Genomic DNA, 21,039 nt, shown 5'->3' with positions numbered 1-21,039 from the left:
TTTAAAATAAATGGAAACAAAATCAATTATGATTGTCGGAGTCGGCGGTCAGGGAAGTCTGCTTGCATCAAGAATTATCGGAAATGTTCTGCTGTCACAGGGATTTGATGTGAAGGTCAGCGAGGTTCACGGAATGTCTCAAAGAGGAGGTTCTGTTGTTACATACGTAAAGTACGGCGATAAGGTTTATTCTCCTGTAATTGAAAAAGGTGAAGCTGATATTATAGTTTCATTTGAACTGCTGGAAGCAGCAAGATGGATCTCATATCTAAAAAAAGGAGGCCATTTGATTACTTCTACACAAACTCTCGACCCTATGCCAGTAATTACTGGAGCAGCAAAGTATCCTGAAAATATTATAGAAAAAATAAAAAATCTGGGCATTGATATTATAGCCGCAGACGCATTGGCTCTTGCTGAAGAAGCAGGTAATGCTAAGACTTCAAACGTTGTTCTTATGGGACTCATTGCATCAAAGATGAGTTTTGATGAAAGTGTATGGAAAGAAGCAATAAAAAACTGTGTTCCCGAAAGGTTTCTTGAACTCAATCTAAAAGCATTTGATCTAGGAAAAAATATATAAGGAGCTTTACCAATGGAAAGATACTGGAATGAAAACATGGAGTGCGCTACAAAAGATGAAATGAAAGCACTGCAAAGCTTCAGACTTTCTCAGACAGTGAGAAAGGTTTACAATAATGTCCCCTATTACCGTGAAAGAATGGAAAAAGCAGGAGTAACGCCCGATGATATTCACAGTGTTGAGGACTTGAAAAAATTACCATTTACTATGAAACAGGATCTGAGAGATACCTACCCGTACGGTTTATTTGCCGTTCCTATGGAAGACGTTGTAAGAGTTCATGCTTCAAGCGGTACTACAGGAAAGCAAATTGTTGTAGGATATACTCAGAATGACCTTGACGTGTGGTCGGAATGCTGCGCAAGAGCACTGACGGCAGCAGGCGCAACAAATAAAGATTTTATGCATGTTTCTTACGGATATGGACTTTTTACCGGCGGTCTGGGACTTCATGGAGGAGCTGAAAAGGTAGGAATGACCGTCATTCCTGTTTCTACAGGCAATACAAACAGACAGATAAATATTATAAAAGACTTTGGTTCTACATATATTTGCTGTACTCCGTCATATGCACTGTACCTTGCCGAAACAATGGAAGAAATGGGCATTACCAAAGACGATATAAAGCTTAAAGCAGGATTATTCGGTGCTGAACCATGGACAGAAGAAATGCGTCATGAAATTGAAGAAAAACTGGGATTAAAAGCACTGGACATTTATGGTCTTACTGAAATTATTGGTCCCGGCGTTGCTTTTGAGTGCAGCGAACAAAGCGGTATGCATATAAACGAAGACCACTTTATAGCAGAAACTATTGACCCAGATACTGGAGAAGTACTGCCTGAAGGCACACAGGGCGAAATAGTATTTACCTGTATCAGCAAGGAAGCATTTCCGCTTCTGAGATATCGAACAAGAGATATAGGAATACTAAAGCGTGAAAAATGCTCATGCGGCAGAACACTTATTAAAATGATGAAGCCTGCCGGAAGATCCGATGATATGCTCATCATCAGAGGCGTAAATGTATTCCCGTCACAGGTTGAAAGTGTCCTTTTACAATTAGGTAATACAGCTCCATATTATCAATTGATTGTCGACAGAGTTAATAATACCGATACCCTCGAAATTCAAGTGGAAATTTCTCCGGAAATGTTCTCTGATACTGTAAAAAGTCTTGAGGATCAGGAAAAAATTATTAAATCAGCAGTTGAGTCTACTCTGGGTATTGCAGCAAAAATCCGTTTGGTTGAACCTAAAACAATTCAACGTACCGAAGGTAAGGCAATAAGAGTTATTGATAAACGTAAATAAAGGGAGATGATTTTATGTTAATTAAACAAATTTCAATTTTTGTTGAGAACAAACCCGGCAGACTTAGTAATATTACCAATATTCTTAAACAAAACGATATTGATATCAGAGCGCTTTCCATTGCTGATACTAAAGATTTCGGTATACTCAGACTTATTGTCAATGACCCGGATAAAGCGTGTAACGTACTCAAAGGAGCAGAATGTACAGTTACAATAACAGATGTTCTGGCAGTTGGAATATCAGACGAACCGGGCGGACTCTCAGTTGTTATGAATACACTTTACAATAATGCTATAAGTGTTGAATATATGTATGCTTTTGTAAGTAAATCTGAAGACATTGCTTATGTTATACTAAGAGTTGCAGATAATCAAAGGGCGGCAGATGTACTGACATCAGCAGGTATCAAATTACTTACTAGCAAAGAAATTTATGATATGTAATGGAGGAAGATCATGGGAATCTTAAATAAAATCGGAGAAGCAGCAAGCAGCGCCAGCAGAAATGTAAATGAAAAAACAAAAAACATGTCAGACACGAGTAATCTGAAAAGAAAGATTCTGTACGAGGAAGAAAGAATCGTGGAAATATTTACTGACATTGGTAAAACATACTATAAAACACCTGATAAAGTTGATGAACTTAAAGCCTACTGTGATGATATCGAAACAAGAAAAAAAAGAATCAAGAAAATGCGTTTTGAACTTCAAACAATGAAGGGCTTTAAAATATGCCCGAATTGTCAGGCAGAAGTACAGGAAAAGTTCCAGTTCTGTGGTGTTTGCGGCGCAAAGCTTCCAAGCGGTGACGAAGATTTTGACTGATTAACTGCATAATAAATAAAAACTCTAAAAAATTAAATCTAATGAGCTAAGAAAACTGTGTACAGAATAAACTGTACACAGTTTCCGCTTATCTTTACTGCAAAATTATATATCAAAAGCCCGGTTATTTACCGGGCTTTACTTTTTTTCTTATATTTTACTTTTAAACAACTTACCTATTCATTTGTTTATGTTCTTTTTTCAGTTCTTCAATTAAATTGTTAAGCGTCCAGCTTTGATTATGCTGAGTTACAATACATTTAAGCGGAAAAGTAATATTATTCAATCTCAGTTCATATAAAAGCTTATCAATACTTTTATTATTAAATCCAGATATTATAAGACATTCGTCTTCATTAATGCTTTGAGGGATTTTACCAGATTTTTCAAATCCGGTAAAACCTGCAAGAAATCCAATTTTTTCCCCGGCAGACTCTCTTGAGTATAGCTTTAAAGTTGCTTTCACAGCGTATGCTATTTTAGAAAGCACTTCGATTTTGTTTTCTTTTATCATGTATCCTATCAAAAGCGGTGATTCTTTTTTTATTCTTGATTTCATAGTTTTTTCTCCGTTTTAACTGTTTAAATTTTCACAGTAATTTTTTACTGACCGTGCATATCCCAGCAAAGCAAGACATACGTCTGAAGCTTTGTTTATCTGTTCATTACTTGAATTTTCTACTGCATAAATATATTTTTCAATATTATATCCTAAAGTATGGCTTAAAACATTATTATTTTCATCTATAACAGCTAATGTAAAGTCATGCAAAAGACTTTCAGCAGATACATCTTTAATTTTAGCAAGGTATTTACCTGATTCGCTTGTCTGAACAAGAGGTATTGTTCTGCTTTCACCTGTTATTGTATCAGTAAATTGAAGAAAATATCCTGTAGACTCTGCCTTTACCTTTATATTTATAGTAATTTTTGAATCAACCGTAAGATATACTGAATCAATAGACGTATGCGGAGAATCGGCAGACTGAAAAAGGTAAGATAAATCAGGATTATCAGCATCGGCACAAGTTACATCATATTGTTCAAAAAAGCGTATGTATTCATCATTTATAATATTTTCCATAGTATTATCATTTGAAAAATACTTTTGTATCTCACTTCCGTATCGAAGTATGTTAAGAATCAGCACTTTGCAGTCATTGCTGTATATGCCGTCTGTATCTTCCAGTATATTATCGGCATATTTGAGTATGGAATATTCGGTTGAGAAATTATCCTTATATATTATTTGATTGTTTTCTAATACTTTAGCTTGAGTATAAATATTACTGTTCATTTTATCTGTTTTACACGGTATAACAGCTGAGAAAATGTTATTATATTCATTTTTGCATAATACTGACAAGTCAGTATTATCATTATCGTATGAGTAGCATAAAGCAATGTTATTGTCTAAATAATCAGGATTATTTACCGTTAAATAGTACTTCATATCTATAGAATCATTTAAAATTATGCTGGCGCTTTCAGTGGTTATACCGGATAATCCGCATTCACTGCATTTGTCCGACAAAAAATTATGGTGAATCATATTATAATTTGAATAATAAGTGTCTTCAGATGTGCAATACGTTGTTTTATAAACTTCATGGAATCTCGGTGACGGAATCGGATAATCATTTTCTGTTCCGCAGTCTATATCCTGATACCATATTGTTTTACCGATACTGTTATTTAAAAGCCAGCAAAGCTCTCCGGATGAAAAAGCATATGAGGATACTGAAGTGGTTCTTGATATGCCATCGTCGTTCAGTTCATCATTATAATAACAGTTTTTAAAACGTCCGCCGCCATCCGGACTTGATATAGGGTATTGATTTATCGTTGCGTTTGCCTGCATTTTCACACAGCAATTTGATATCAGACCGTTTGAATAGTTGCTTCCTGCAATACCGCATGAATAAATGCTGCCGCAGGTACTTCCGATAAATATACAATTTTCAATTATTCCCGCATTTCCGTTATATCCTGCAATACCTCCGGCACTGCCTGATGATGTTTTTATTTCGCCTTCAACTGAAAGATTTTTGACCGTTCCTTCAAGACTTCCAAATAATCCGCAGTAATTAAGCGAGCAATTAATGTAAAGACCGCTTATTGAGTAACCCTGACCGTCAAATGTACCCGTATACGGCTCAGATTCGGAACCTATAGGAATCCAGCCTTCAGTCGTCTGACTGCATATATCTGATAAATCAATATCATCAATTAATTTTGCATTACTACCGGCATGTCCGTCTGACACATATTCAGCAAAGCTTTGCAGGTCGTTTGCATCAGAAATAATATATATTCCATTTTCAATCGAAGTATCGTAAGCGATGACATTATAGCAGACAATATATGATAAAACATATATAAAAAGAATTGGTATTACTGTTTTTTTATAAAATCTGTCAAAAGTATTCATTACTTTCTCCATTCTGTCCAAAAATAAATAAAAATGCATATTACATCCTTAAAGCGTATGTAACATACTGCGGTTCGTTTTATAATATTATTTTATACTATAATAATGAAAAATTCAATTAAATTTCTACATTTAAATAAATTTTCTTATTTTACACAAATTTTAACTGATATACTAAATAAAAATTAATAATATTTACAATCAAATACTTTATGAAATTAAATTAGCAGCCATTTTCATTGCAAATTTCGTGAAAAATGTAAGAGTTTTAATGAAAATTACGATTGTTAAATATGTAGTTTGAACATAATAAAAAGTAAATACAAGAAAAAAATTTATTGATTTTTAAAAAAAATATGTTATAATAATAATTGTAAATAAAAAGGGTAAAATTATAAATCGGAGGACGCTTTTGGAAAAAGAGGATTTGAAAAAAGAATTATTATTTATTTTTATTAGATCGTTATTTTTGAATTTAGCGGCATACCTGATTTCAGTTGTATTTATTGGTTTTACCTTTTCAATGGCAGCCGGATTACTTCTGGGAACATCCGGTATGCTTTTTAATCTTTTTCTGCTGAATATGTCAGTAAACAAAATTGTAAAAAGCGGAGGAATAAAGAGCAGCAGCAGAATGTTCGGCGGATACATTGCCAGAATGTTTATAATTATGGCATTAATTTCCGTTACGATGTTTTTTGAACTGTCTTGCACCATCGGTGCGGTTATTCCTTATTTTTATCCTAAACTGATTTATGCGGGAAAAACATTATTCGGGAAAGGGGGAAAGACTTAATGAAAGTGTCTGATTTTTTTCAGGGTGTAAAAGAAGTTGAAGTAGGCGGTCCTAAAATAGCTTGTTCTTTCAAATTGTTTGGTATTAACATTAATATTACTGAAACAATAATTATAAGCTGGGGTATTGTTATTGGATTAACGCTCCTTGTACTTTTCTTGACTCATAACATGAAGAAAAAACCTGAAAAGAAACGACAGGTAATAGCGGAATTTATTGTTGAAACTGTAGATAATCTTGTTAAAGATACAATGGGTAAAGGTTATAAATCGTTTGGACCGTATATTGCCGCACTGTTTGCTTCATCAATATTCGGCAGTCTGGTAAGCCTGATAGGTCTGAGATCTACAACGGCTGATTACAGTACTACGCTGAGCTGGGCTTTGATGAGCTTTGTAATGATTGAAGCAGCTAAAATCAAGGCGAACGGAGTTGGCGGATATTTAAAAAGCTTTATTAATCCGCTGAATATTGTAAGCGAGATCTCAACGCCGGTGTCTATGTCATTCCGTCATTTCGGAAACATTGCCGGAGGTATGATTATTACTACCCTTATTTATTTTGCTCTTACAGGACTTTCAACTGCGCTTTACTGTGATATTCCGATTTTTACAATTGGACTTCCGGCAGTACTGTCACTGTATTTTGATTTGTTTTCAGGATTTATGCAGGCATTTATTTTTATTATGCTTACAATGATTTATATTGCAAGTGCAAAAACAACAGAAGATTAATTGCCTCTGCCCCGGAAGAGGTGAATTTATTTAGTTTAATTCAATCCGGAGGAGAAATGGAGTAAATTATGGAAAAAGCAATAGTATTAGCAGCATCGGCTATCGGCGCAGGACTGGCTATGATTGCCGGTATTGGTCCTGGTATAGGCGAAGGTTTTGCAGTAGGTAAAGCCTGTGAAGCTATCGGCAGACAGCCTGAATCTTCAGGAGCAGTAACAAGAACAATGTTTATAGGCTGTGCGGTTGCAGAATCTACAGGTATTTATGCTTTCGTTGTAGCGCTTATACTTATGTTCATCAATCCGTTTTTGGGTAAACTCTAAGCTGAAAAATAAAATAATAAAGCTGGAGGAATATAAATGCTGGAATTTTTATCCATCGACATCGGCACGATACTTTTTACAATATGCAATTTGCTGATTCTTGTCTGGGTGTTTAAGCATTTTCTGTTCGGAAGAGTGTATAAGATTTTAGACGAGCGTCAAAACGACGTATCTGAAACATACGCAAAGGCTGATGAAGCTATGGAGCATGCTAAATCTTTAGAATCTGAGTATACCGGATTAATGGAAGGTGCAAAAGAAGAATCCGCTGAAATGATCAAAGCAGCATCCAAAAAAGCGCAGCAGCGTTCAGATGAGATCATTTCCGATGCAAAAAGCGAAGCGTCCGCAATATTGGCAAAAGCCGGTGAAGATGTTGAAAGAGAAAAGAAACGTGCGCAGAATGATCTAAGGGGAGAAATCTCTGAGCTTGCAGTTTTAGTGGCACAGCAAGTTGTTGAAAAGGAAATTACCGAAGCTGATCACGAACGATTTATCAATGACTTTATTGAAAATGTGGGTGATTTGAAATGACGGGCGACGTAGGAAAATTATATGCTCAGGCGCTTTTTGAACTAAGTCTTGAATCGGAAAGTTTAGAAAATGTCTGCTCTGAGCTGAAACAGTGCCGTGAAATTTTTGATGAAAATCCGCAGCTTGTCAAGCTTCTTAGTTCTCCTGTAATCCTGAAAACGGAAAAGCATGAGGTAATTAATAAGATCTTCGGTGAAAGCGGAATGGTTCACGACTTTATTTGTCTGGTTACGGATAAAAACAGAATATCTTACTTCGACAAGATAACAGACGCTTTTATTGAACATTACAATCAGCATAATAATATTACTGAAATGACCGTAATTACAAGCATACCACTAAAACCGGATCTTAAAGCCAGACTGATAAAAAAGCTTGAACAGAAGTCCGGAAAGACTGTTAAACTTAACGAAAAGGTTGATCCGTCTATAATCGGAGGAATTATACTCAGAATGGGTAATTCTCAGATTGATAACAGTATTAAAGGCAGACTTGAAGCTGTTGCACAGCAGCTTAAAATACAATAATTAGAAGAAGGTGTATTAATGAATTTACGCCCGGATGAAATAACTGGTATAATTAAAGAACAAATAAAAAATTACAGTTCCAAGCTGGAACTTAAAGATATCGGTACAGTTGTTACCGTCGGCGACGGTATCGCAACAGTACACGGTCTTGAAAACTGTATGTCCGGTGAGCTTCTTGAATTTGAAGGCGGTATTTACGGTATGGCGCTGAACCTGGAACAGGATTTTGTCGGTGCGGTTATGCTGGACTCCGACTCTGCAATTAAAGAAGGCGATTCCGTCAAAAGAACTAATAGAATCGTATCAGTTCCTGTAGGTGAAGAACTTCTCGGAAGAGTCGTTAACGCTTTGGGACAGCCTATCGACGGTAAAGGTACAATCGTTACAGATAAAACTGAACCGATTGAAAAAATAGCCCCTGGTATTATTACAAGAAAATCTGTTCATAAGCCGCTTCAGACTGGTATCAAGGCTATTGACTCAATGATTCCTATCGGAAGAGGTCAGCGTGAGTTGATTATAGGCGACAGACAAACAGGTAAAACGGCTATTGCGCTTGATACCATTATTAATCAGAAGGATCAGGACGTAATATGTATTTACGTTGCAATCGGTCAGAAACGTTCAACTGTTGCAAACGTTGTTGAAACCCTTGAAAAAGCAGGAGCTATGAGATATACGATTGTAGTGTCAGCCAGTGCTTCGGAGCTTGCACCGTTACAGTATATCGCTCCTTATTCGGGATGCGCTATGGGTGAATACTTTCTGAACCAAGGCAAGGATGTACTTTGCATTTATGACGATCTTTCAAAGCATGCGGTTGCTTACCGTGCTTTGTCGTTGCTGCTTAAACGTCCCCCGGGACGTGAGGCTTACCCGGGCGATGTATTCTATCTGCACTCAAGACTCCTTGAAAGAGCATGCAGTCTGAATGAAAATTACGGAGGCGGAAGTCTTACAGCTCTCCCAATTATTGAGACTCAGGCAGGCGATGTTTCCGCTTACATTCCGACTAATGTAATTTCAATTACTGACGGTCAGATATTCCTTGAAACAGACCTGTTCAATTCAGGCGTACGTCCGGCAGTAAACCCCGGTATCTCTGTATCACGAGTGGGAAGCGCTGCACAGATCAAAGCTATGAAAAAGGTTTCGTCCTCGCTTAAGCTGACGTATTCACAGTACCGTGAACTTCAGTCCTTCTCGCAGTTCGGTTCGGATCTTGACGCAGATACAAAAGCAAGACTTGCTAAAGGTGAACGAGTTGTGGAGGTTTTAAAACAAAACAGAAATTCACCTTTGACAGTAGAGCATCAGGTTATTATAATATATGCAGTTGTAAATAATTATCTTAAAGATGTTCCTGTAGATCTTATATCTGAATTTCAGGAGGAATTATTTGATCATATTGATAATTCGTATCCTGATATTATCAAATCAATTTCTGAAACTAAAGACTTAACCAGTGATAATGAAAATGCTTTAAAAGAAGTGCTTTCAGATTTCACTGAAAAATATATGTCAAATAAATAATAGTTATACGCTGTAAAGCGTTTACACTGATAAAATACGGCGTGCCGCCCGCAGGCTAGGCGGCATGAATGGAGATATATATGGCTTCATCAAACATGAAAGATATAAAGCGCCGCATAAAAAGTGTTGAAAGCACCAAGCAGATCACCAAAGCTATGGAACTCGTTGCTTCATCAAAGCTGAGAAAAGCAAAAGAAAAAGCAGATAATGCAAAACCGTTTTTCAATACCTTGTATGATACAATGTGCGAAATTGTAAAAGAAGACGCAACATTTAATTCTATTTATACCAGGAAAAGAAAAAATAATGTCACATTGCTGATTGTTATAGGCGGTGACAGAGGTCTTGCCGGAGGCTTTAACGCAAATGTTTTAAAGCTTGCTCAGAGCAGATACGATGAGCTTTCTGTGAATTCGGAAGTTGTAATACTGCCGATCGGAAGAAAAGCAGTTGAGTATTTTGAAAAGAGAAATTTCAGAATTATGACCAGATATGAAAATATATCTGAAAGCATTTCTATCTACGGTGCAATGAGTATTGCGGATAAAATAATTGATGTTTACAATAAGGATAAAATAGACAGAGTAGAGCTGTTCTATACAGACTGTATTTCTCCTCTTGTACAGGAAGAAAAACATATTCCTATTATTCCTCTTGATATTGAAGTGGACAGAAGCAATGTCAGTCTGACAAATTATGAACCGTCGCCGGAAGCGGTGTTCGATTCTCTTATCCCCAGATATATAGCAGGCGTTCTGTTTGGAGCGATTGTAGATTCATTTGCGGCTGAACAGGCAGCAAGACGAACAGCAATGGAAAATGCAACTGATAATGCAAATGAAATGATAAGCAATCTTTCACTTGTGTATAACAGGGCTCGTCAGGCTGCAATTACTCAGGAAATTACTGAGATTGTAAGTGGTGCAAATGCACAGGAATAGTGCAAATATTAATGCGGTTTAAATCGCTTTTATACGGAGGAAATTATGCAGAATACCGGAAAAATAGTACAGATAATCGGTGCTGTCGTTGACATTCAGTTCTCTAAGGATTGTCTTCCGAATTTGCTTAACGCTATAGAAGTTGATAATCAGGGAAAAAAGCTGGTACTTGAAGTAGCACAGCACATAGGCGACGATATTGTAAGATGTATCGCTATGAGCAGTACTGACGGACTGGTCAGAGGTATGGAGGCAATTGATACCGGTTCGCCGATTAAAGTACCGGTCGGTAAGGAAACTTTGGGCAGAATTTTTAATCTGCTTGGAGAACCTGTTGACGAAGGGGCTCCTGTTGAAACAAAGGAAAAATGGAGCATTCACAGAGAAGCTCCGAGTTATGAAGAACAAACAGCTTCAAGTGAAGTACTTGAAACAGGGATTAAGGTTATAGATCTTATCGCCCCTTACCTTAAAGGCGGTAAAATCGGTCTTTTCGGAGGCGCCGGAGTAGGTAAAACAGTACTTATTCAGGAACTTATTAACAACGTTGCAAATCAGCACGGCGGTATTTCCGTTTTTACCGGTGTTGGTGAGCGTACAAGAGAGGGTAACGATCTTTACAATGAAATGAAAGAAAGCGGAGTTATTGATAAAACTGTTCTGGTTTACGGTCAGATGAACGAACCGCCGGGCGCCAGAATGAGAGTCGGTCTTTCGGGACTTACTATGGCAGAATATTTCCGTGACGTTGAAGGTCAGGACGTATTATTATTTATTGATAATATTTTCCGTTTTACTCAGGCAGGTTCAGAGGTTTCAGCACTTCTGGGACGTATGCCTTCCGCCGTTGGTTATCAACCGACGCTGGCTACGGAGATGGGTGCATTACAGGAACGTATTACATCAACAAATAAGGGTTCAATTACATCAGTTCAGGCAGTATATGTGCCGGCTGACGACCTCACTGACCCTGCCCCTGCAACGACTTTTGCTCATCTGGATGCAACAACTGTACTTTCCAGACAAATTTCGTCTTTGGGTATTTATCCGGCAGTTGATCCGCTGGAGAGTAATTCAAGAATTCTGTCTCCTGAAATAGTCGGATATGAGCATTATGAAGTTGCCAGATCTGTTCAGACAATTCTTCAGCGTTATACGGAGCTTCAGGATATTATTGCGATTATGGGTATGGACGAGCTTTCCGATGAGGATAAGCTGACGGTTAACCGTGCAAGAAAAATTCAGAGATTCCTGTCACAGCCGTTTACTGTTGCAGAACAGTTTACGGGTATGAAGGGTAAATATGTACCTATCAAGGAAACTATAAGAGGATTTAAAGAAATTATCGAAGGAAAGCATGACGATCTTCCGGAATCTGCATTCCTGTTTGTAGGTACTATTGACGAAGCAATTGAAAAGGCTAAAAAAGGTGAAAGCTGATGAAGTCTTTTAAATTAAAAATTATTACACCTGAAAAAGTTTTTTTTGATGAAGAAACAGAACAGATTATTGTCCGTACTACTGAGGGCGATATCGGTATTTTGGCAGGTCATGAAAATTATGTTGCAGATTTGCCAGCCGGACCTTTTCGTGTAAAAATAGACGGCAAATTTAAAGTTGCGGCAATTTCAGGAGGAGCGCTCAAGGTTTCAAAGGAAGCTGTAACTATTCTGGCAATGGCTGCTGAATGGGCAGAAGATATTGATCCGGATTGGGCTAAGCGTTCTCAGGAAAATGCATTGAAAAGGCTTAATGAAAGCAAGAGTGATTTTGAACATCGTTTGGCGGAATTAAAGCTAAAACGTGCATTGAATAGAATTAAAATTTCATCAATGAAGTAATATTATGAAATCGGCGGAATAATTCGCCGATTTTTACTTATTGACAAAATGCACAAATAGTGTTAAAATTAGATATAAAAATTTGATTGCGAGGTATGAAATTAATGGAAAATAAAATCCCATATAAAATTTATCTTGATGAAAATGAAATGCCAAAGCAATGGTATAATGTCAGAGCAGATATGAAAACTAAACCTGCACCACTTTTAAATCCCGGTACGTTACAACCAATGACCCTTGAGGAACTGAGTGGAGTTTTCTGTACAGAACTGGCAAAACAGGAGCTTGATAACGAAACTCCTTATTTTGACATTCCGGAAGAAATATGTGACTTTTATAAAATGTACCGTCCGTCACCGTTGGTACGTGCATATTTTCTTGAAAAGGCCTTAGATACACCGGCAAAAATTTATTATAAATTTGAGGGTAACAATACTTCCGGAAGTCATAAGCTTAACAGCGCTATCGCTCAGGCATATTATGCAAAAAAGCAGGGACTTAAAGGTGTAACTACTGAAACAGGCGCAGGACAATGGGGTACTGCTTTGTCGATGGCTTGTTCATATTTTGACCTTGACTGTAAGGTTTACATGGTTAAAGTATCTTATGAACAGAAACCTTTCAGACGTGAAGTAATGAGAACCTATGGAGCTTCTGTTACACCGTCGCCTTCAAATACTACAAATGTAGGAAGAAAAATTCTTGAACAATTCCCAGGTACAACAGGTTCACTGGGCTGTGCAATTTCAGAAGCTGTAGAGACTGCCGTTTCCAGCGAGGGTTACAGATATGTACTGGGTTCAGTATTATCTCAGGTTCTGCTTCATCAATCAATTATAGGACTTGAATCAATGGCAGCATGTGATAAGTATGATATTAAACCTGACGTTATTATCGGCTGTGCAGGTGGCGGCTCAAATCTCGGCGGTCTGATCTCACCATTTATGGGACGTAAACTCAGAGGCGAGGCAGATTATAAATTTATTGCTGTTGAACCTGCTTCATGCCCCTCAATGACAAGAGGCAAATATGCCTATGACTTCTGCGATACGGGAATGGTATGTCCGCTTTCAAAGATGTATACTCTTGGCAGCGGTTTTATTCCGTCAGCTAATCATGCAGGCGGATTGCGTTATCACGGCATGAGCAGTGTTGTTTCTGAATTATACGATGAAGGTTTGATAGAAGCAAGATCAGTTGAACAAACTTCTGTATTTGATGCAGCAACTATGTTTGCTAGAATTGAAGGAACTCTTCCTGCACCGGAAAGCAGTCATGCTATAAGAGTAGCGATTGATGAAGCGCTGAAATGTAAAGAAACCGGAGAGGAAAAAACTATTCTGTTCGGACTTACCGGTACTGGTTATTTTGATATGGTTGCTTATCAGAAGTATAATGACGGAGCTATGTCAGATTATATTCCGACTGATAAGGAACTGGAAGATAGTATTAACAAGCTTCCAAAGATCTAATAAAATTAGTGTCCGTTATAACGGACACTTTTTATATTGAAAAAAATATTGAAATATGATAGAATATTATTATATATTACACGAATGGAGTCAAAATAATATGATTAAAATACAAATTCCTGCAACATCAGCAAATCTTGGTGCAGGATTTGACGCACTTGGTCTTGCATTAACTTATTATAATTACGTAGAAATGGAAGAATCTGATAAAATTGACATTTCTTCTCTTGATGATGTAGAAGTTCCTGTTGATGAAAATAATCTGATATATATTTCCGCTAAGGATCTGTTTAATGTATGCGGCAAAAAAATAAACGGATTAAAAATCCGCCAGACAAATAATATACCTATGGCAAGAGGACTTGGTTCAAGCTCAGCATGTATTGTTGCAGGACTTGTGGGTGCAAACACATTGCTTGGAAATCCGCTTACAGCGGACGATCTTGTTGATCTTGCAGCGCAAATTGAAGGACATCCTGATAATACGGCTCCCGCTTTGCTAGGCGGTATTGTAACTGCTGTATTTGACGGTAAAAAAGTACATTGGGTCAAACAGGAAGTTTATACCAAGCTTAAATTTGCGGCAATTATACCGGATTTTGAACTGAAAACTGAAAAAGCAAGGGCATGCCTTCCAACAGAGGTTTCACATAAAGACGCTGTTTATAATCTGTCCCGAGCCGCATTGTTTTCAGCATCGCTGCTGACAGGTAAATTTGAAAATCTGAGAACCGGTGTGCATGATAAGCTGCATCAGCCCTATAGAATGGAGCTTATTCCGAATGCAAGAGAAGTATTTGATATTGCGTATAATCATGGAGCATATGCTTCATATATAAGCGGCGCCGGACCGACAATTGTGGCAATTGTAGATGAAAATAATACATATTTTGCCGGAAAAATGAAGTTTTCTCTCGATAATGCAGGATTGACCGGATGGGAAGTAAGAGAATTTCATATTGATAATGACGGTACTAAGGTGTGTTGACCTAATTCTCACTGCCTGTCTACTGTATGAATAAAAATAAAAAAGCGGTAAAAACCGCTTTTTTATTTATGTATTTTTTGCAAGTGTTTCATAAATATTTACCGCATCGGCAATACGCAGCGAACCCATGTAATCAGAACTTTCTGCCCCTGTTGTAATCAGTATATATTCCTTTCCGTTTACTCTTGCCAGTGAAGCAAGACAATTTCCGGCTTCACTTGTATATCCGGTTTTACCTCCCAGGAAAACTCCGCCAGTAAAGTATTCTGAATCCAGTTCTGAAAACATTGTACTACTGAGCGTTATGCCATAAGGCTGATAATCTGTTTCGGTATAGTAACTCTGACTTGTAAAAATCTCACGAAATTCTTCATTATCAAGTGCATAAATTAAAAGCTTTGCAATATCTTCAGCAGTAGAATAGTGATTGTAATTATGAAGACCTATGGAATTTGTAAAATGCGTATTATTCATTTCCAATTCCACTGCTTTTTCGTTCATCATCTGTACATACATTTCTTCAGAACCCCCAAGGTAAGAAGACAAAGTCAAACAGCATTCAGCTCCTGAGGATAACAGAGCACCATAAAGCAAATCTCTGTATGTAACGCTTTCATATGCGGAAAATCCGGCAGTCGACGCTCCTTCAGAGGACAGATAATCAAATATATCTCCCGGGATCACAACGCTTTCATCAAGATAATTTATATTTTCCAACGCTACAATCACAGTCATAATTTTTGTTAAAGATGCCGGATATATTTGTTTGCTTCCATTTTTACTGTATAGAATTTCACCGTTCAGATTTATAAGCAACGCAGTATCACTGTAAATTTCAGAATCATATATATTAAGTTCAGCTAAAGGTTCTGTTTCCGGTTCAGCAGACGGTTCAGTTTCATATGTTTCCGATTCTGCTATCGATTCACTGTTATTGTCAGAAGCTTCAATATTATTACTTCCGGCAGAAGTTTCAGTGTTTTTAGTAAGTAAAGTTATGCCGAAAGCTATAATAAGCAGCAATACGATCATTATTAAAAGCCAAAATATAGTACTATTTGCTCTTTTTGTTTCCTTTTTCATTTCTTGCCTCTTTTATACTCAATTATATTCCTATATTGTATTGTATCATGTAGTACAGTTATAGTCAAGAGTTCAGAAAAAAATTCTTGATTTTTTTTTCATTTTATGTTATAATATTTTTATTGCGGAGCGACATTGAATTATTCTTACTCTCCTTACTTAAAATTTAATATGGAAGCGTATCGAAGTGGTCATAACGGGCCTGACTCGAAATCAGGTAGTCCTCACGGGCTCGTGGGTTCGAATCCCACCGCTTCCGCCATGTCGGAGCAAGTTTTATATCGTTTGCTCCGACTTTTTTTACCAAAGTCACCGGCATGCTTATTCCTCAGCGTCTTCTTTTTAGAAAAAGATTACACCACGCCTTTGTTGCTGTTTAACCATAGGCGGCATATTTTCAGAATCACATATTTTACATTCAGTGCATAAACTATGAAAGAATAGGAGGAATACTGAATGAGTTGCATTCAACAGTTTAGCGATGTTACCAAAAATTATTTATGCCGTTTCTATAAAATACTCGATGAAATGATCGAAGGGATGACCAATGCGGAACTTACAAACAGCTTATCCCATAATTTTATCGTGCAGATGATCCCGCATCACCGGGCAGCTATCGAAATGTCGGAAAATCTTCTGCAGTTTACTACCTTTGTCCCTTTGCAGCATATCGCGCAAAATATCATAAATGAACAAACCAAAAGTATTGAAAACATGCAAAAAGTCTTGTCTCATTGTGCACGGCTTTCAAACTCGGAACAGGATCTGTGCCTATATGACAGACGGTTCCGCCAAATTACGCAAACAATGTTTTCACAAATGTGCAATGCCTGCTCCGACAATAATATAAATGCGGACTTTATGAGGGAAATGATCCCACACCATCAAGGCGCTATTAAGATGTCAAAGAATGTGCTTCAGTATCCCATCTGCCCGGAACTTGACTCTATTCTGCAAGCCATTATTACGTCGCAGGAAAAAGGGGTGCTGGAGATTCGGCGTTTGCTTCGATGCCTCGGCTGTTAGTAAGTCAATAAATTGCCTAGTATCATCGCTCGTGTACACCTCAGCGGCTCTCTGCCACTGCCAATTTTTTTTGCGTGTTACTTAGGGTTTAAATCTCTCCGCTAAAAACGCTAAAATATCTTTTTCATGTGCTTCTAACATCGGAAAACCGCATAGACGCAGTGTTTATACGGATTTTTCATACCTTAACAAGTTTTACAGCAGTAACAAAATTCCCGTATTATGATACATTGCAAACTTGAACTACAAAAAAATTTAATTGGAGGAACTTTTATGTCAATATTCAGTTTATTTAAGTCTAGATCAAAGACAAAGCATAAATCAATTGTTATAGAGAGCAAGTATGGTATATTCACATCACATAAATTCGGAAAAAATGGAGTAGTTTTTGATGGCAAAATAAATTGGCTTGATGATATTGTTGACGTTTCATTGCATACAAGCAGCACAGAGTCACTTATGGCTGACAAGTCATTAGAAATTCTCTGCAAAATTGCTGAAAATGCCACTGAGTGGGATAAAAAGCTTAGACAATATGGTGCAGATGAGTTTTCTGATGATAACGGAATGATCGAGATATGGGGAAATGACGAAAATAACAATGATAGTTTACCTCAAACCATCACCAAAGACGAATTTATCAATCGAATATCACTTGGATTTATGTGGATATACCCAGACGGAGAAGTTTACTTTGATTATAATTTAGACGAAATGTTTACTGATCATGGCTTAGGAATCACTGCAAATATTTCAGGAGAAATTATATCATGTGGTTTACAGGGATAATTTTTGAAATATTATTCTCATTTTACACATTAAATGCATTCCTCGTTGAGAAACCGCATAGACACAGTGTTTATGCGGTTTTTCCATACCCTAACAAGTTTTACGGCAGGAACAAAATCCCTGCCGTTTTGTTAATTTCAGGCTATTGTTATCACGATTTTCAGGATAGCACGGCGGTAAAATACTCATTACTTGCAAAGGCTTAAACCACAAAAAACTCCGCACGCTTGTATCCTACGTAAAAACGAAGTATAATATAGATATAAGGTTGATTCGATTGACTGATTCCCAAAGGAAGAAAAGCCGTTAGATACAAGAAAGCAGCTAAAATTAAATCAGCAGACTTAAAACTGAACGGAGGAAATATGGAGAATATTATTAAAGAATTACAAAACGAGTTGCGCACTCGTTTCTTTATGGATGGTGAAAATCATCCAAAGATATCAGCCGTAAAAGTTTACCGTTTCACTGACGAAAGAATAGAAATGCCCCAAACGGATAATCCGTATCTTTACATTGTGCTTGATGGAATGTTAAGACTTTACACCCCATCAGGAATTATGGATTATATGGCCGGACAGTATTCTGTATCGAAAATTGATACCCCCTTATCCGGGACAGTGCTTGCTTTTTCAGAGCAGCAGGATTTTTTGGCAATTTCTATTGAGTTTTTTCCGAGTGATATCATTCATACAATTTTACAGTTAGAAAACGAACTTACGGAACGAATTATGTCTGAACAGTTATCAGAACAAGAAATGACTTTATCAGACAGCGAGGTACTTCAATCTGTCAGCAGACTTTTTTCTGTAATGAACCACCAAACCTTTCCCTCAGAATTTATCCGAAAGAATATCATGCAGGAAATTACCTATTATGTCCTTTGCGGCTCCTGTGGAAAGCAGTTTATTCAAAGTATTGCAGGTATCGGACAGGCAGAGAAAATCTATCAGGCGAACAGTTGGATCAAGAAAAATTTTCATAACTCTTTCGCAGTAGAAGATTTAGCGAAGAGGCAGAATATGAGCGTATCGTTATTTCACCAAAAGTTCAAAAGTGCAGTTGGCATGGGTCCGCTGCAATGTCAAAAACGGCTGCGACTTACAGAAGCAAGGCGGCTTATGCTGGACGAAAGCAAGAATGTTACGGAAGCGTCCGTTGAAGTCGGCTACGAAAGTTTATCACAATTTATCCGGGACTATCGAAGAATTTTCAGGGCTGCACCGAAAGAGGATATTTTGAATATTCAAAAGCATTTAAAGAAATAGGCAAGTTTTTCATAGAAGCAGGCAAGCAATCGTACATAGTGTTCTGATATACTATAATTGGTATAGAGAAATATTATTTCTCGTATCAATCTAAAAGTATGGAGGAATCTCAAATGATTTTAACAGACGAATTGTGCGATAAGCTGTGTGCTTCTGCGAGGGAAAAAAGCAAAGAGTTAGGTATTGACATTAGCTTTGCAATCAGCGATGAAAACGGACTTCCGAGGGCATATCGTAGATACGGCGAGGCTCTGGTGCTGAGTATCACACTCGTACCGGGCAAGGCTTATACCGCCGCTGTAACACAATGTAAAACAAAAGATGTAGCCGGTGCTGCCGCAGAGGGCGCTCCGCTTATGGCAATTCAAACAAATGACCCACGAATCACTCTCGTTGCCGGTGGCTATCCTTTGTTTGTGAATGGTAAAATTGTCGGCGGGATCGGTGTCGGCGGTGGTTCAGAGACACAAGATTGCGATATTGCCGAGTATGTTGTATCTGTCTTTGAAAAGTTGACCGCTTAAAATAGAGGCAGTATTAATGGGGAATATCAGTCCGTTTTGCACATGCGAAAATTTGAATTGCCCCTTACACCCTACAAAGCATAACAAGGGTTGCGCCCCATGTATTAGCAAAAATCTGCGTTTGAAAGAAATACCAAATTGCTTTTTTAATCTCACCTCGAATGCAGAGAAACGAAATGGTGATTCATTAGAAGATTTTGCACAGATGGTCATTAACTGCAAAAAAGATTATACGTAGATCAACAGTGTGAGTGCCGTAGAAACAATTTTATGTTGAATCTGCGGCTCTTTTTTATACTCTCGTCCTCAGCAGTTTCCGTCATAAGCTTTGCTCAATCTTAAAACCTGAAGCCTCACTTCATACTTGAATTTTTCCAGTTCCATTACATTCACCTTCTTTTCGGTCTAACTCTTCAGTCCCGGTAAACCATCTCCGGCAGACAGCGGTTATACCGCTATTTCGGCTTATTCATTTTTATCATACTTTCTTTTCGTCAAAAATAAGGATAAATATATCCTTAACCGCTTGACTCTCTGTAGGTTCTGCTATTATTTCCCCCTTTTGCATGGTATATCCAAAGGGAATATTTCGGTTTTTCTTCATTTTTTCAATTCCATTCTTCACTTAATTATTTTCTCCGTAAAATTTATACCACCAATTAAGTTAAATTCAAACTTTGTTTGATTCTTTACTATAATTTTTTCAATTAGGCTTTCACACTGTTCCATGTGTACCTAAAAACAAATTTACACTTTACCTACCACACATTAAAGCTCGGTGAATAACCGGGCTTTTGATGTTTTTACAAAAGGTAACATTTCAAATGTGACCTTTATCGCTCTGTCAGATATACAACATAAAGTCTTAAAAATTAAAATCCCCACTTGAACTTAATAAGTCAAGTGGGGACTTATAATGAGAAGATGGTAAACAGTCATAAACTACATTTATATTTTACACTTTATATTTATACAAAATATAGACATAATGTAAATATTTGATTAATTTTATATTTATATGTTGATTTTTGTAAATTATTGGTATATAATGTGTTTATAAGCATGCTTAAAAAAATTAATTTAAGGAGAATCATTATGAAAAAAACGAAAAAAATTATATCCGCTTTGCTTTCCATTGTTTTTATTGCTGCATTTTCAATTACATCAAATGATAGTATTCTTGTATTTAAGAATCTATCAATATCAGCCAGTGCGGAAACGACCAGTTCAGGATTTGTTTACACTGTTTCAGGAACAACTGCAACAATAACAGGTTACACAGGCTCATCAGAATATCTTACTATTCCATCTACGATCACTAACAATGGTGTAACATATACCGTTACAAGTTTAGGTCAAAATGCTTTCAGAGAGAATAGTACAATTAAACGAGTTTATATTTCTTCAGGAATTCAAAACATTGGTCAAATGTGTTTTTATAAATGCAGTAATTTAACATATATTTCTATTCCGAATACTATACAAAGAATGGATTCCTGTTGTTT

Annotated in this window: 25 protein-coding genes and 1 tRNA gene; 22 read left to right on the top strand and 4 right to left on the bottom strand. The window is 37.1% G+C overall.

Features of this window, described 5'->3' with window-relative positions; translation table 11 throughout:
- The first annotated feature begins 10 nt into the window (after positions 1-10).
- From OCV67_RS00125 to OCV67_RS00110, 4 genes are read left to right on the top strand one after another with little or no spacing between them, the layout of a single operon-like run.
- The gene (locus OCV67_RS00125) at positions 11-583 is read left to right on the top strand and encodes an indolepyruvate oxidoreductase subunit beta (protein ID WP_147641825.1); all 573 of its coding nucleotides are present in this window, start codon (positions 11-13) and stop codon (positions 581-583) included.
- A 12-nt stretch (positions 584-595) separates the two neighbouring features.
- On the top strand, positions 596-1,897 hold the full coding sequence (locus OCV67_RS00120) for a phenylacetate--CoA ligase family protein (RefSeq protein WP_147641824.1): 1,302 nt from the start codon (positions 596-598) through the stop codon (positions 1,895-1,897).
- 14 nt (positions 1,898-1,911) lie between these two features.
- Entirely contained in the window at positions 1,912-2,343 is a 432-nt protein-coding gene (locus tag OCV67_RS00115) for an ACT domain-containing protein (protein ID WP_147641823.1), read from the top strand.
- Between the two features lie 12 nt (positions 2,344-2,355).
- Positions 2,356-2,724 carry a zinc ribbon domain-containing protein gene (locus OCV67_RS00110; RefSeq protein WP_147641822.1) on the top strand — a complete coding sequence of 123 codons (369 nt, stop codon included), beginning with the start codon at positions 2,356-2,358 and terminating at the stop codon, positions 2,722-2,724.
- Between the two features lie 172 nt (positions 2,725-2,896).
- Here the strand turns inward: OCV67_RS00110 and OCV67_RS00105 are convergent, their stop codons facing one another.
- Both OCV67_RS00105 and OCV67_RS00100 read right to left on the bottom strand, forming a co-directional pair.
- A complete protein-coding gene (locus OCV67_RS00105) occupies positions 2,897-3,283 on the bottom strand; it encodes a DUF3783 domain-containing protein (RefSeq protein ID WP_147641821.1) in 387 nt (128 codons plus the stop codon).
- A gap of 15 nt (positions 3,284-3,298) precedes the next feature.
- A complete protein-coding gene (locus tag OCV67_RS00100) occupies positions 3,299-5,155 on the bottom strand; it encodes a hypothetical protein (protein ID WP_147641820.1) in 1,857 nt (618 codons plus the stop codon).
- A 412-nt stretch (positions 5,156-5,567) separates the two neighbouring features.
- Here OCV67_RS00100 and OCV67_RS00095 point away from each other — a divergent pair, with 412 nt between their 5' ends.
- The 11 genes from OCV67_RS00095 (at position 5,568) to thrB (ending at position 14,844) form a co-directional block, all read left to right on the top strand.
- Complete coding sequence (locus tag OCV67_RS00095) at positions 5,568-5,951, top strand: hypothetical protein (protein WP_147641819.1); 384 nt, start codon at positions 5,568-5,570, stop codon at positions 5,949-5,951.
- On the top strand, positions 5,951-6,685 hold the full coding sequence (locus OCV67_RS00090; RefSeq protein WP_147641818.1) for a F0F1 ATP synthase subunit A: 735 nt from the start codon (positions 5,951-5,953) through the stop codon (positions 6,683-6,685). Before OCV67_RS00095 ends, OCV67_RS00090 begins: the two co-directional genes overlap by 1 nt.
- Before the next feature lie 68 nt (positions 6,686-6,753).
- The gene (gene atpE, locus OCV67_RS00085) at positions 6,754-7,008 is read left to right on the top strand and encodes an ATP synthase F0 subunit C (RefSeq protein ID WP_147641817.1); all 255 of its coding nucleotides are present in this window, start codon (positions 6,754-6,756) and stop codon (positions 7,006-7,008) included.
- 36 nt (positions 7,009-7,044) lie between these two features.
- Positions 7,045-7,542, top strand: coding sequence for a F0F1 ATP synthase subunit B (locus OCV67_RS00080; protein ID WP_147641816.1), 498 nt, complete (start codon positions 7,045-7,047; stop codon positions 7,540-7,542).
- Positions 7,539-8,069, top strand: coding sequence for an ATP synthase F1 subunit delta (gene atpH / locus OCV67_RS00075; RefSeq protein ID WP_147641815.1), 531 nt, complete (start codon positions 7,539-7,541; stop codon positions 8,067-8,069). Before OCV67_RS00080 ends, atpH begins: the two co-directional genes overlap by 4 nt.
- 18 nt (positions 8,070-8,087) lie before the next feature.
- Entirely contained in the window at positions 8,088-9,602 is a 1,515-nt protein-coding gene (gene atpA / locus OCV67_RS00070) for a F0F1 ATP synthase subunit alpha (RefSeq protein ID WP_147641814.1), read from the top strand.
- Between the two features lie 68 nt (positions 9,603-9,670).
- The gene (gene atpG, locus OCV67_RS00065; RefSeq protein ID WP_262644103.1) at positions 9,671-10,543 is read left to right on the top strand and encodes an ATP synthase F1 subunit gamma; all 873 of its coding nucleotides are present in this window, start codon (positions 9,671-9,673) and stop codon (positions 10,541-10,543) included.
- Between the two features lie 45 nt (positions 10,544-10,588).
- Positions 10,589-11,983: a F0F1 ATP synthase subunit beta gene (gene atpD, locus OCV67_RS00060; RefSeq protein WP_147641813.1), complete on the top strand. Its 1,395-nt coding sequence runs from the start codon at positions 10,589-10,591 to the stop codon at positions 11,981-11,983.
- Positions 11,983-12,384 carry an ATP synthase F1 subunit epsilon gene (gene atpC / locus OCV67_RS00055; RefSeq protein ID WP_147641812.1) on the top strand — a complete coding sequence of 134 codons (402 nt, stop codon included), beginning with the start codon at positions 11,983-11,985 and terminating at the stop codon, positions 12,382-12,384. Before atpD ends, atpC begins: the two co-directional genes overlap by 1 nt.
- A 104-nt stretch (positions 12,385-12,488) precedes the next feature.
- Positions 12,489-13,856, top strand: a complete 1,368-nt coding sequence (locus tag OCV67_RS00050) for a TrpB-like pyridoxal phosphate-dependent enzyme (RefSeq protein WP_178084939.1) — start codon at positions 12,489-12,491, stop codon at positions 13,854-13,856.
- A 100-nt stretch (positions 13,857-13,956) separates the two neighbouring features.
- A complete protein-coding gene (gene thrB, locus OCV67_RS00045; RefSeq protein ID WP_147641810.1) occupies positions 13,957-14,844 on the top strand; it encodes a homoserine kinase in 888 nt (295 codons plus the stop codon).
- Positions 14,845-14,910: 66 nt separating this feature from the next.
- Here thrB and OCV67_RS00040 read toward each other — a convergent pair whose 3' ends face one another.
- Entirely contained in the window at positions 14,911-15,927 is a 1,017-nt protein-coding gene (locus tag OCV67_RS00040) for a D-alanyl-D-alanine carboxypeptidase family protein (RefSeq protein ID WP_147641809.1), read from the bottom strand.
- A gap of 173 nt (positions 15,928-16,100) precedes the next feature.
- On the opposite strand from OCV67_RS00040, the gene OCV67_RS00035 reads away from it, so the two are divergent.
- The 6 genes from OCV67_RS00035 to OCV67_RS13680 all read left to right on the top strand — a co-directional run bounded on the left by OCV67_RS00035 (position 16,101) and on the right by OCV67_RS13680 (position 19,772).
- Positions 16,101-16,189: transfer RNA gene (locus tag OCV67_RS00035), tRNA-Ser, on the top strand.
- A 194-nt stretch (positions 16,190-16,383) separates the two neighbouring features.
- Positions 16,384-16,953 carry a DUF305 domain-containing protein gene (locus OCV67_RS00030; RefSeq protein ID WP_147641808.1) on the top strand — a complete coding sequence of 190 codons (570 nt, stop codon included), beginning with the start codon at positions 16,384-16,386 and terminating at the stop codon, positions 16,951-16,953.
- A gap of 273 nt (positions 16,954-17,226) precedes the next feature.
- A complete protein-coding gene (locus OCV67_RS00025) occupies positions 17,227-17,742 on the top strand; it encodes a DUF2262 domain-containing protein (RefSeq protein WP_178084938.1) in 516 nt (171 codons plus the stop codon).
- Between the two features lie 365 nt (positions 17,743-18,107).
- Complete coding sequence (locus OCV67_RS00020; RefSeq protein WP_147641806.1) at positions 18,108-19,010, top strand: helix-turn-helix domain-containing protein; 903 nt, start codon at positions 18,108-18,110, stop codon at positions 19,008-19,010.
- Positions 19,011-19,123: 113 nt separating this feature from the next.
- Entirely contained in the window at positions 19,124-19,534 is a 411-nt protein-coding gene (locus tag OCV67_RS00015) for a GlcG/HbpS family heme-binding protein (RefSeq protein WP_262644097.1), read from the top strand.
- A gap of 16 nt (positions 19,535-19,550) precedes the next feature.
- A complete protein-coding gene (locus tag OCV67_RS13680; protein ID WP_394802673.1) occupies positions 19,551-19,772 on the top strand; it encodes a DUF6485 family protein in 222 nt (73 codons plus the stop codon).
- Between the two features lie 240 nt (positions 19,773-20,012).
- Here the strand turns inward: OCV67_RS13680 and OCV67_RS00010 are convergent, their stop codons facing one another.
- The gene (locus OCV67_RS00010; protein ID WP_178084937.1) at positions 20,013-20,159 is read right to left on the bottom strand and encodes a hypothetical protein; all 147 of its coding nucleotides are present in this window, start codon (positions 20,157-20,159) and stop codon (positions 20,013-20,015) included.
- A gap of 470 nt (positions 20,160-20,629) precedes the next feature.
- Between OCV67_RS00010 and OCV67_RS00005 the strand changes: the two genes are divergently transcribed.
- A partial coding sequence (locus OCV67_RS00005; RefSeq protein ID WP_178084936.1) for a leucine-rich repeat protein occupies positions 20,630-21,039 on the top strand: 410 nt, incomplete at its 3' end.

The organism is Porcipelethomonas ammoniilytica (assembly GCF_025567485.1).
Lineage (GTDB): Bacteria > Bacillota > Clostridia > Oscillospirales > Ruminococcaceae > Porcipelethomonas > Porcipelethomonas ammoniilytica.
The sequence above is the reverse complement of the archived record's forward strand: the minus strand, read 5'-3'. Positions and strand labels throughout refer to the sequence as shown.

What these genes read in the sequence shown, in the direction of transcription:
- OCV67_RS00125 (WP_147641825.1), top strand. Translation starts at nt 11, where the DNA reads ATGGAAACAAAATCAATTATGATTGTCGGAGTCGGCGGTCAGGGAAGT.
- OCV67_RS00120 (WP_147641824.1), top strand. Translation starts at nt 596, where the DNA reads ATGGAAAGATACTGGAATGAAAACATGGAGTGCGCTACAAAAGATGAA.
- OCV67_RS00115 (WP_147641823.1), top strand. Translation starts at nt 1,912, where the DNA reads ATGTTAATTAAACAAATTTCAATTTTTGTTGAGAACAAACCCGGCAGA.
- OCV67_RS00110 (WP_147641822.1), top strand. Translation starts at nt 2,356, where the DNA reads ATGGGAATCTTAAATAAAATCGGAGAAGCAGCAAGCAGCGCCAGCAGA.
- OCV67_RS00105 (WP_147641821.1), bottom strand. Translation starts at nt 3,283, where the DNA reads ATGAAATCAAGAATAAAAAAAGAATCACCGCTTTTGATAGGATACATG.
- OCV67_RS00100 (WP_147641820.1), bottom strand. Translation starts at nt 5,155, where the DNA reads ATGAATACTTTTGACAGATTTTATAAAAAAACAGTAATACCAATTCTT.
- OCV67_RS00090 (WP_147641818.1), top strand. Translation starts at nt 5,951, where the DNA reads ATGAAAGTGTCTGATTTTTTTCAGGGTGTAAAAGAAGTTGAAGTAGGC.
- atpE (WP_147641817.1), top strand. Translation starts at nt 6,754, where the DNA reads ATGGAAAAAGCAATAGTATTAGCAGCATCGGCTATCGGCGCAGGACTG.
- OCV67_RS00080 (WP_147641816.1), top strand. Translation starts at nt 7,045, where the DNA reads ATGCTGGAATTTTTATCCATCGACATCGGCACGATACTTTTTACAATA.
- atpH (WP_147641815.1), top strand. Translation starts at nt 7,539, where the DNA reads ATGACGGGCGACGTAGGAAAATTATATGCTCAGGCGCTTTTTGAACTA.
- atpA (WP_147641814.1), top strand. Translation starts at nt 8,088, where the DNA reads ATGAATTTACGCCCGGATGAAATAACTGGTATAATTAAAGAACAAATA.
- atpG (WP_262644103.1), top strand. Translation starts at nt 9,671, where the DNA reads ATGGAGATATATATGGCTTCATCAAACATGAAAGATATAAAGCGCCGC.
- atpD (WP_147641813.1), top strand. Translation starts at nt 10,589, where the DNA reads ATGCAGAATACCGGAAAAATAGTACAGATAATCGGTGCTGTCGTTGAC.
- atpC (WP_147641812.1), top strand. Translation starts at nt 11,983, where the DNA reads ATGAAGTCTTTTAAATTAAAAATTATTACACCTGAAAAAGTTTTTTTT.
- OCV67_RS00050 (WP_178084939.1), top strand. Translation starts at nt 12,489, where the DNA reads ATGGAAAATAAAATCCCATATAAAATTTATCTTGATGAAAATGAAATG.
- thrB (WP_147641810.1), top strand. Translation starts at nt 13,957, where the DNA reads ATGATTAAAATACAAATTCCTGCAACATCAGCAAATCTTGGTGCAGGA.
- OCV67_RS00040 (WP_147641809.1), bottom strand. Translation starts at nt 15,927, where the DNA reads ATGAAAAAGGAAACAAAAAGAGCAAATAGTACTATATTTTGGCTTTTA.
- OCV67_RS00030 (WP_147641808.1), top strand. Translation starts at nt 16,384, where the DNA reads ATGAGTTGCATTCAACAGTTTAGCGATGTTACCAAAAATTATTTATGC.
- OCV67_RS00025 (WP_178084938.1), top strand. Translation starts at nt 17,227, where the DNA reads ATGTCAATATTCAGTTTATTTAAGTCTAGATCAAAGACAAAGCATAAA.
- OCV67_RS00020 (WP_147641806.1), top strand. Translation starts at nt 18,108, where the DNA reads ATGGAGAATATTATTAAAGAATTACAAAACGAGTTGCGCACTCGTTTC.
- OCV67_RS00015 (WP_262644097.1), top strand. Translation starts at nt 19,124, where the DNA reads ATGATTTTAACAGACGAATTGTGCGATAAGCTGTGTGCTTCTGCGAGG.
- OCV67_RS13680 (WP_394802673.1), top strand. Translation starts at nt 19,551, where the DNA reads ATGGGGAATATCAGTCCGTTTTGCACATGCGAAAATTTGAATTGCCCC.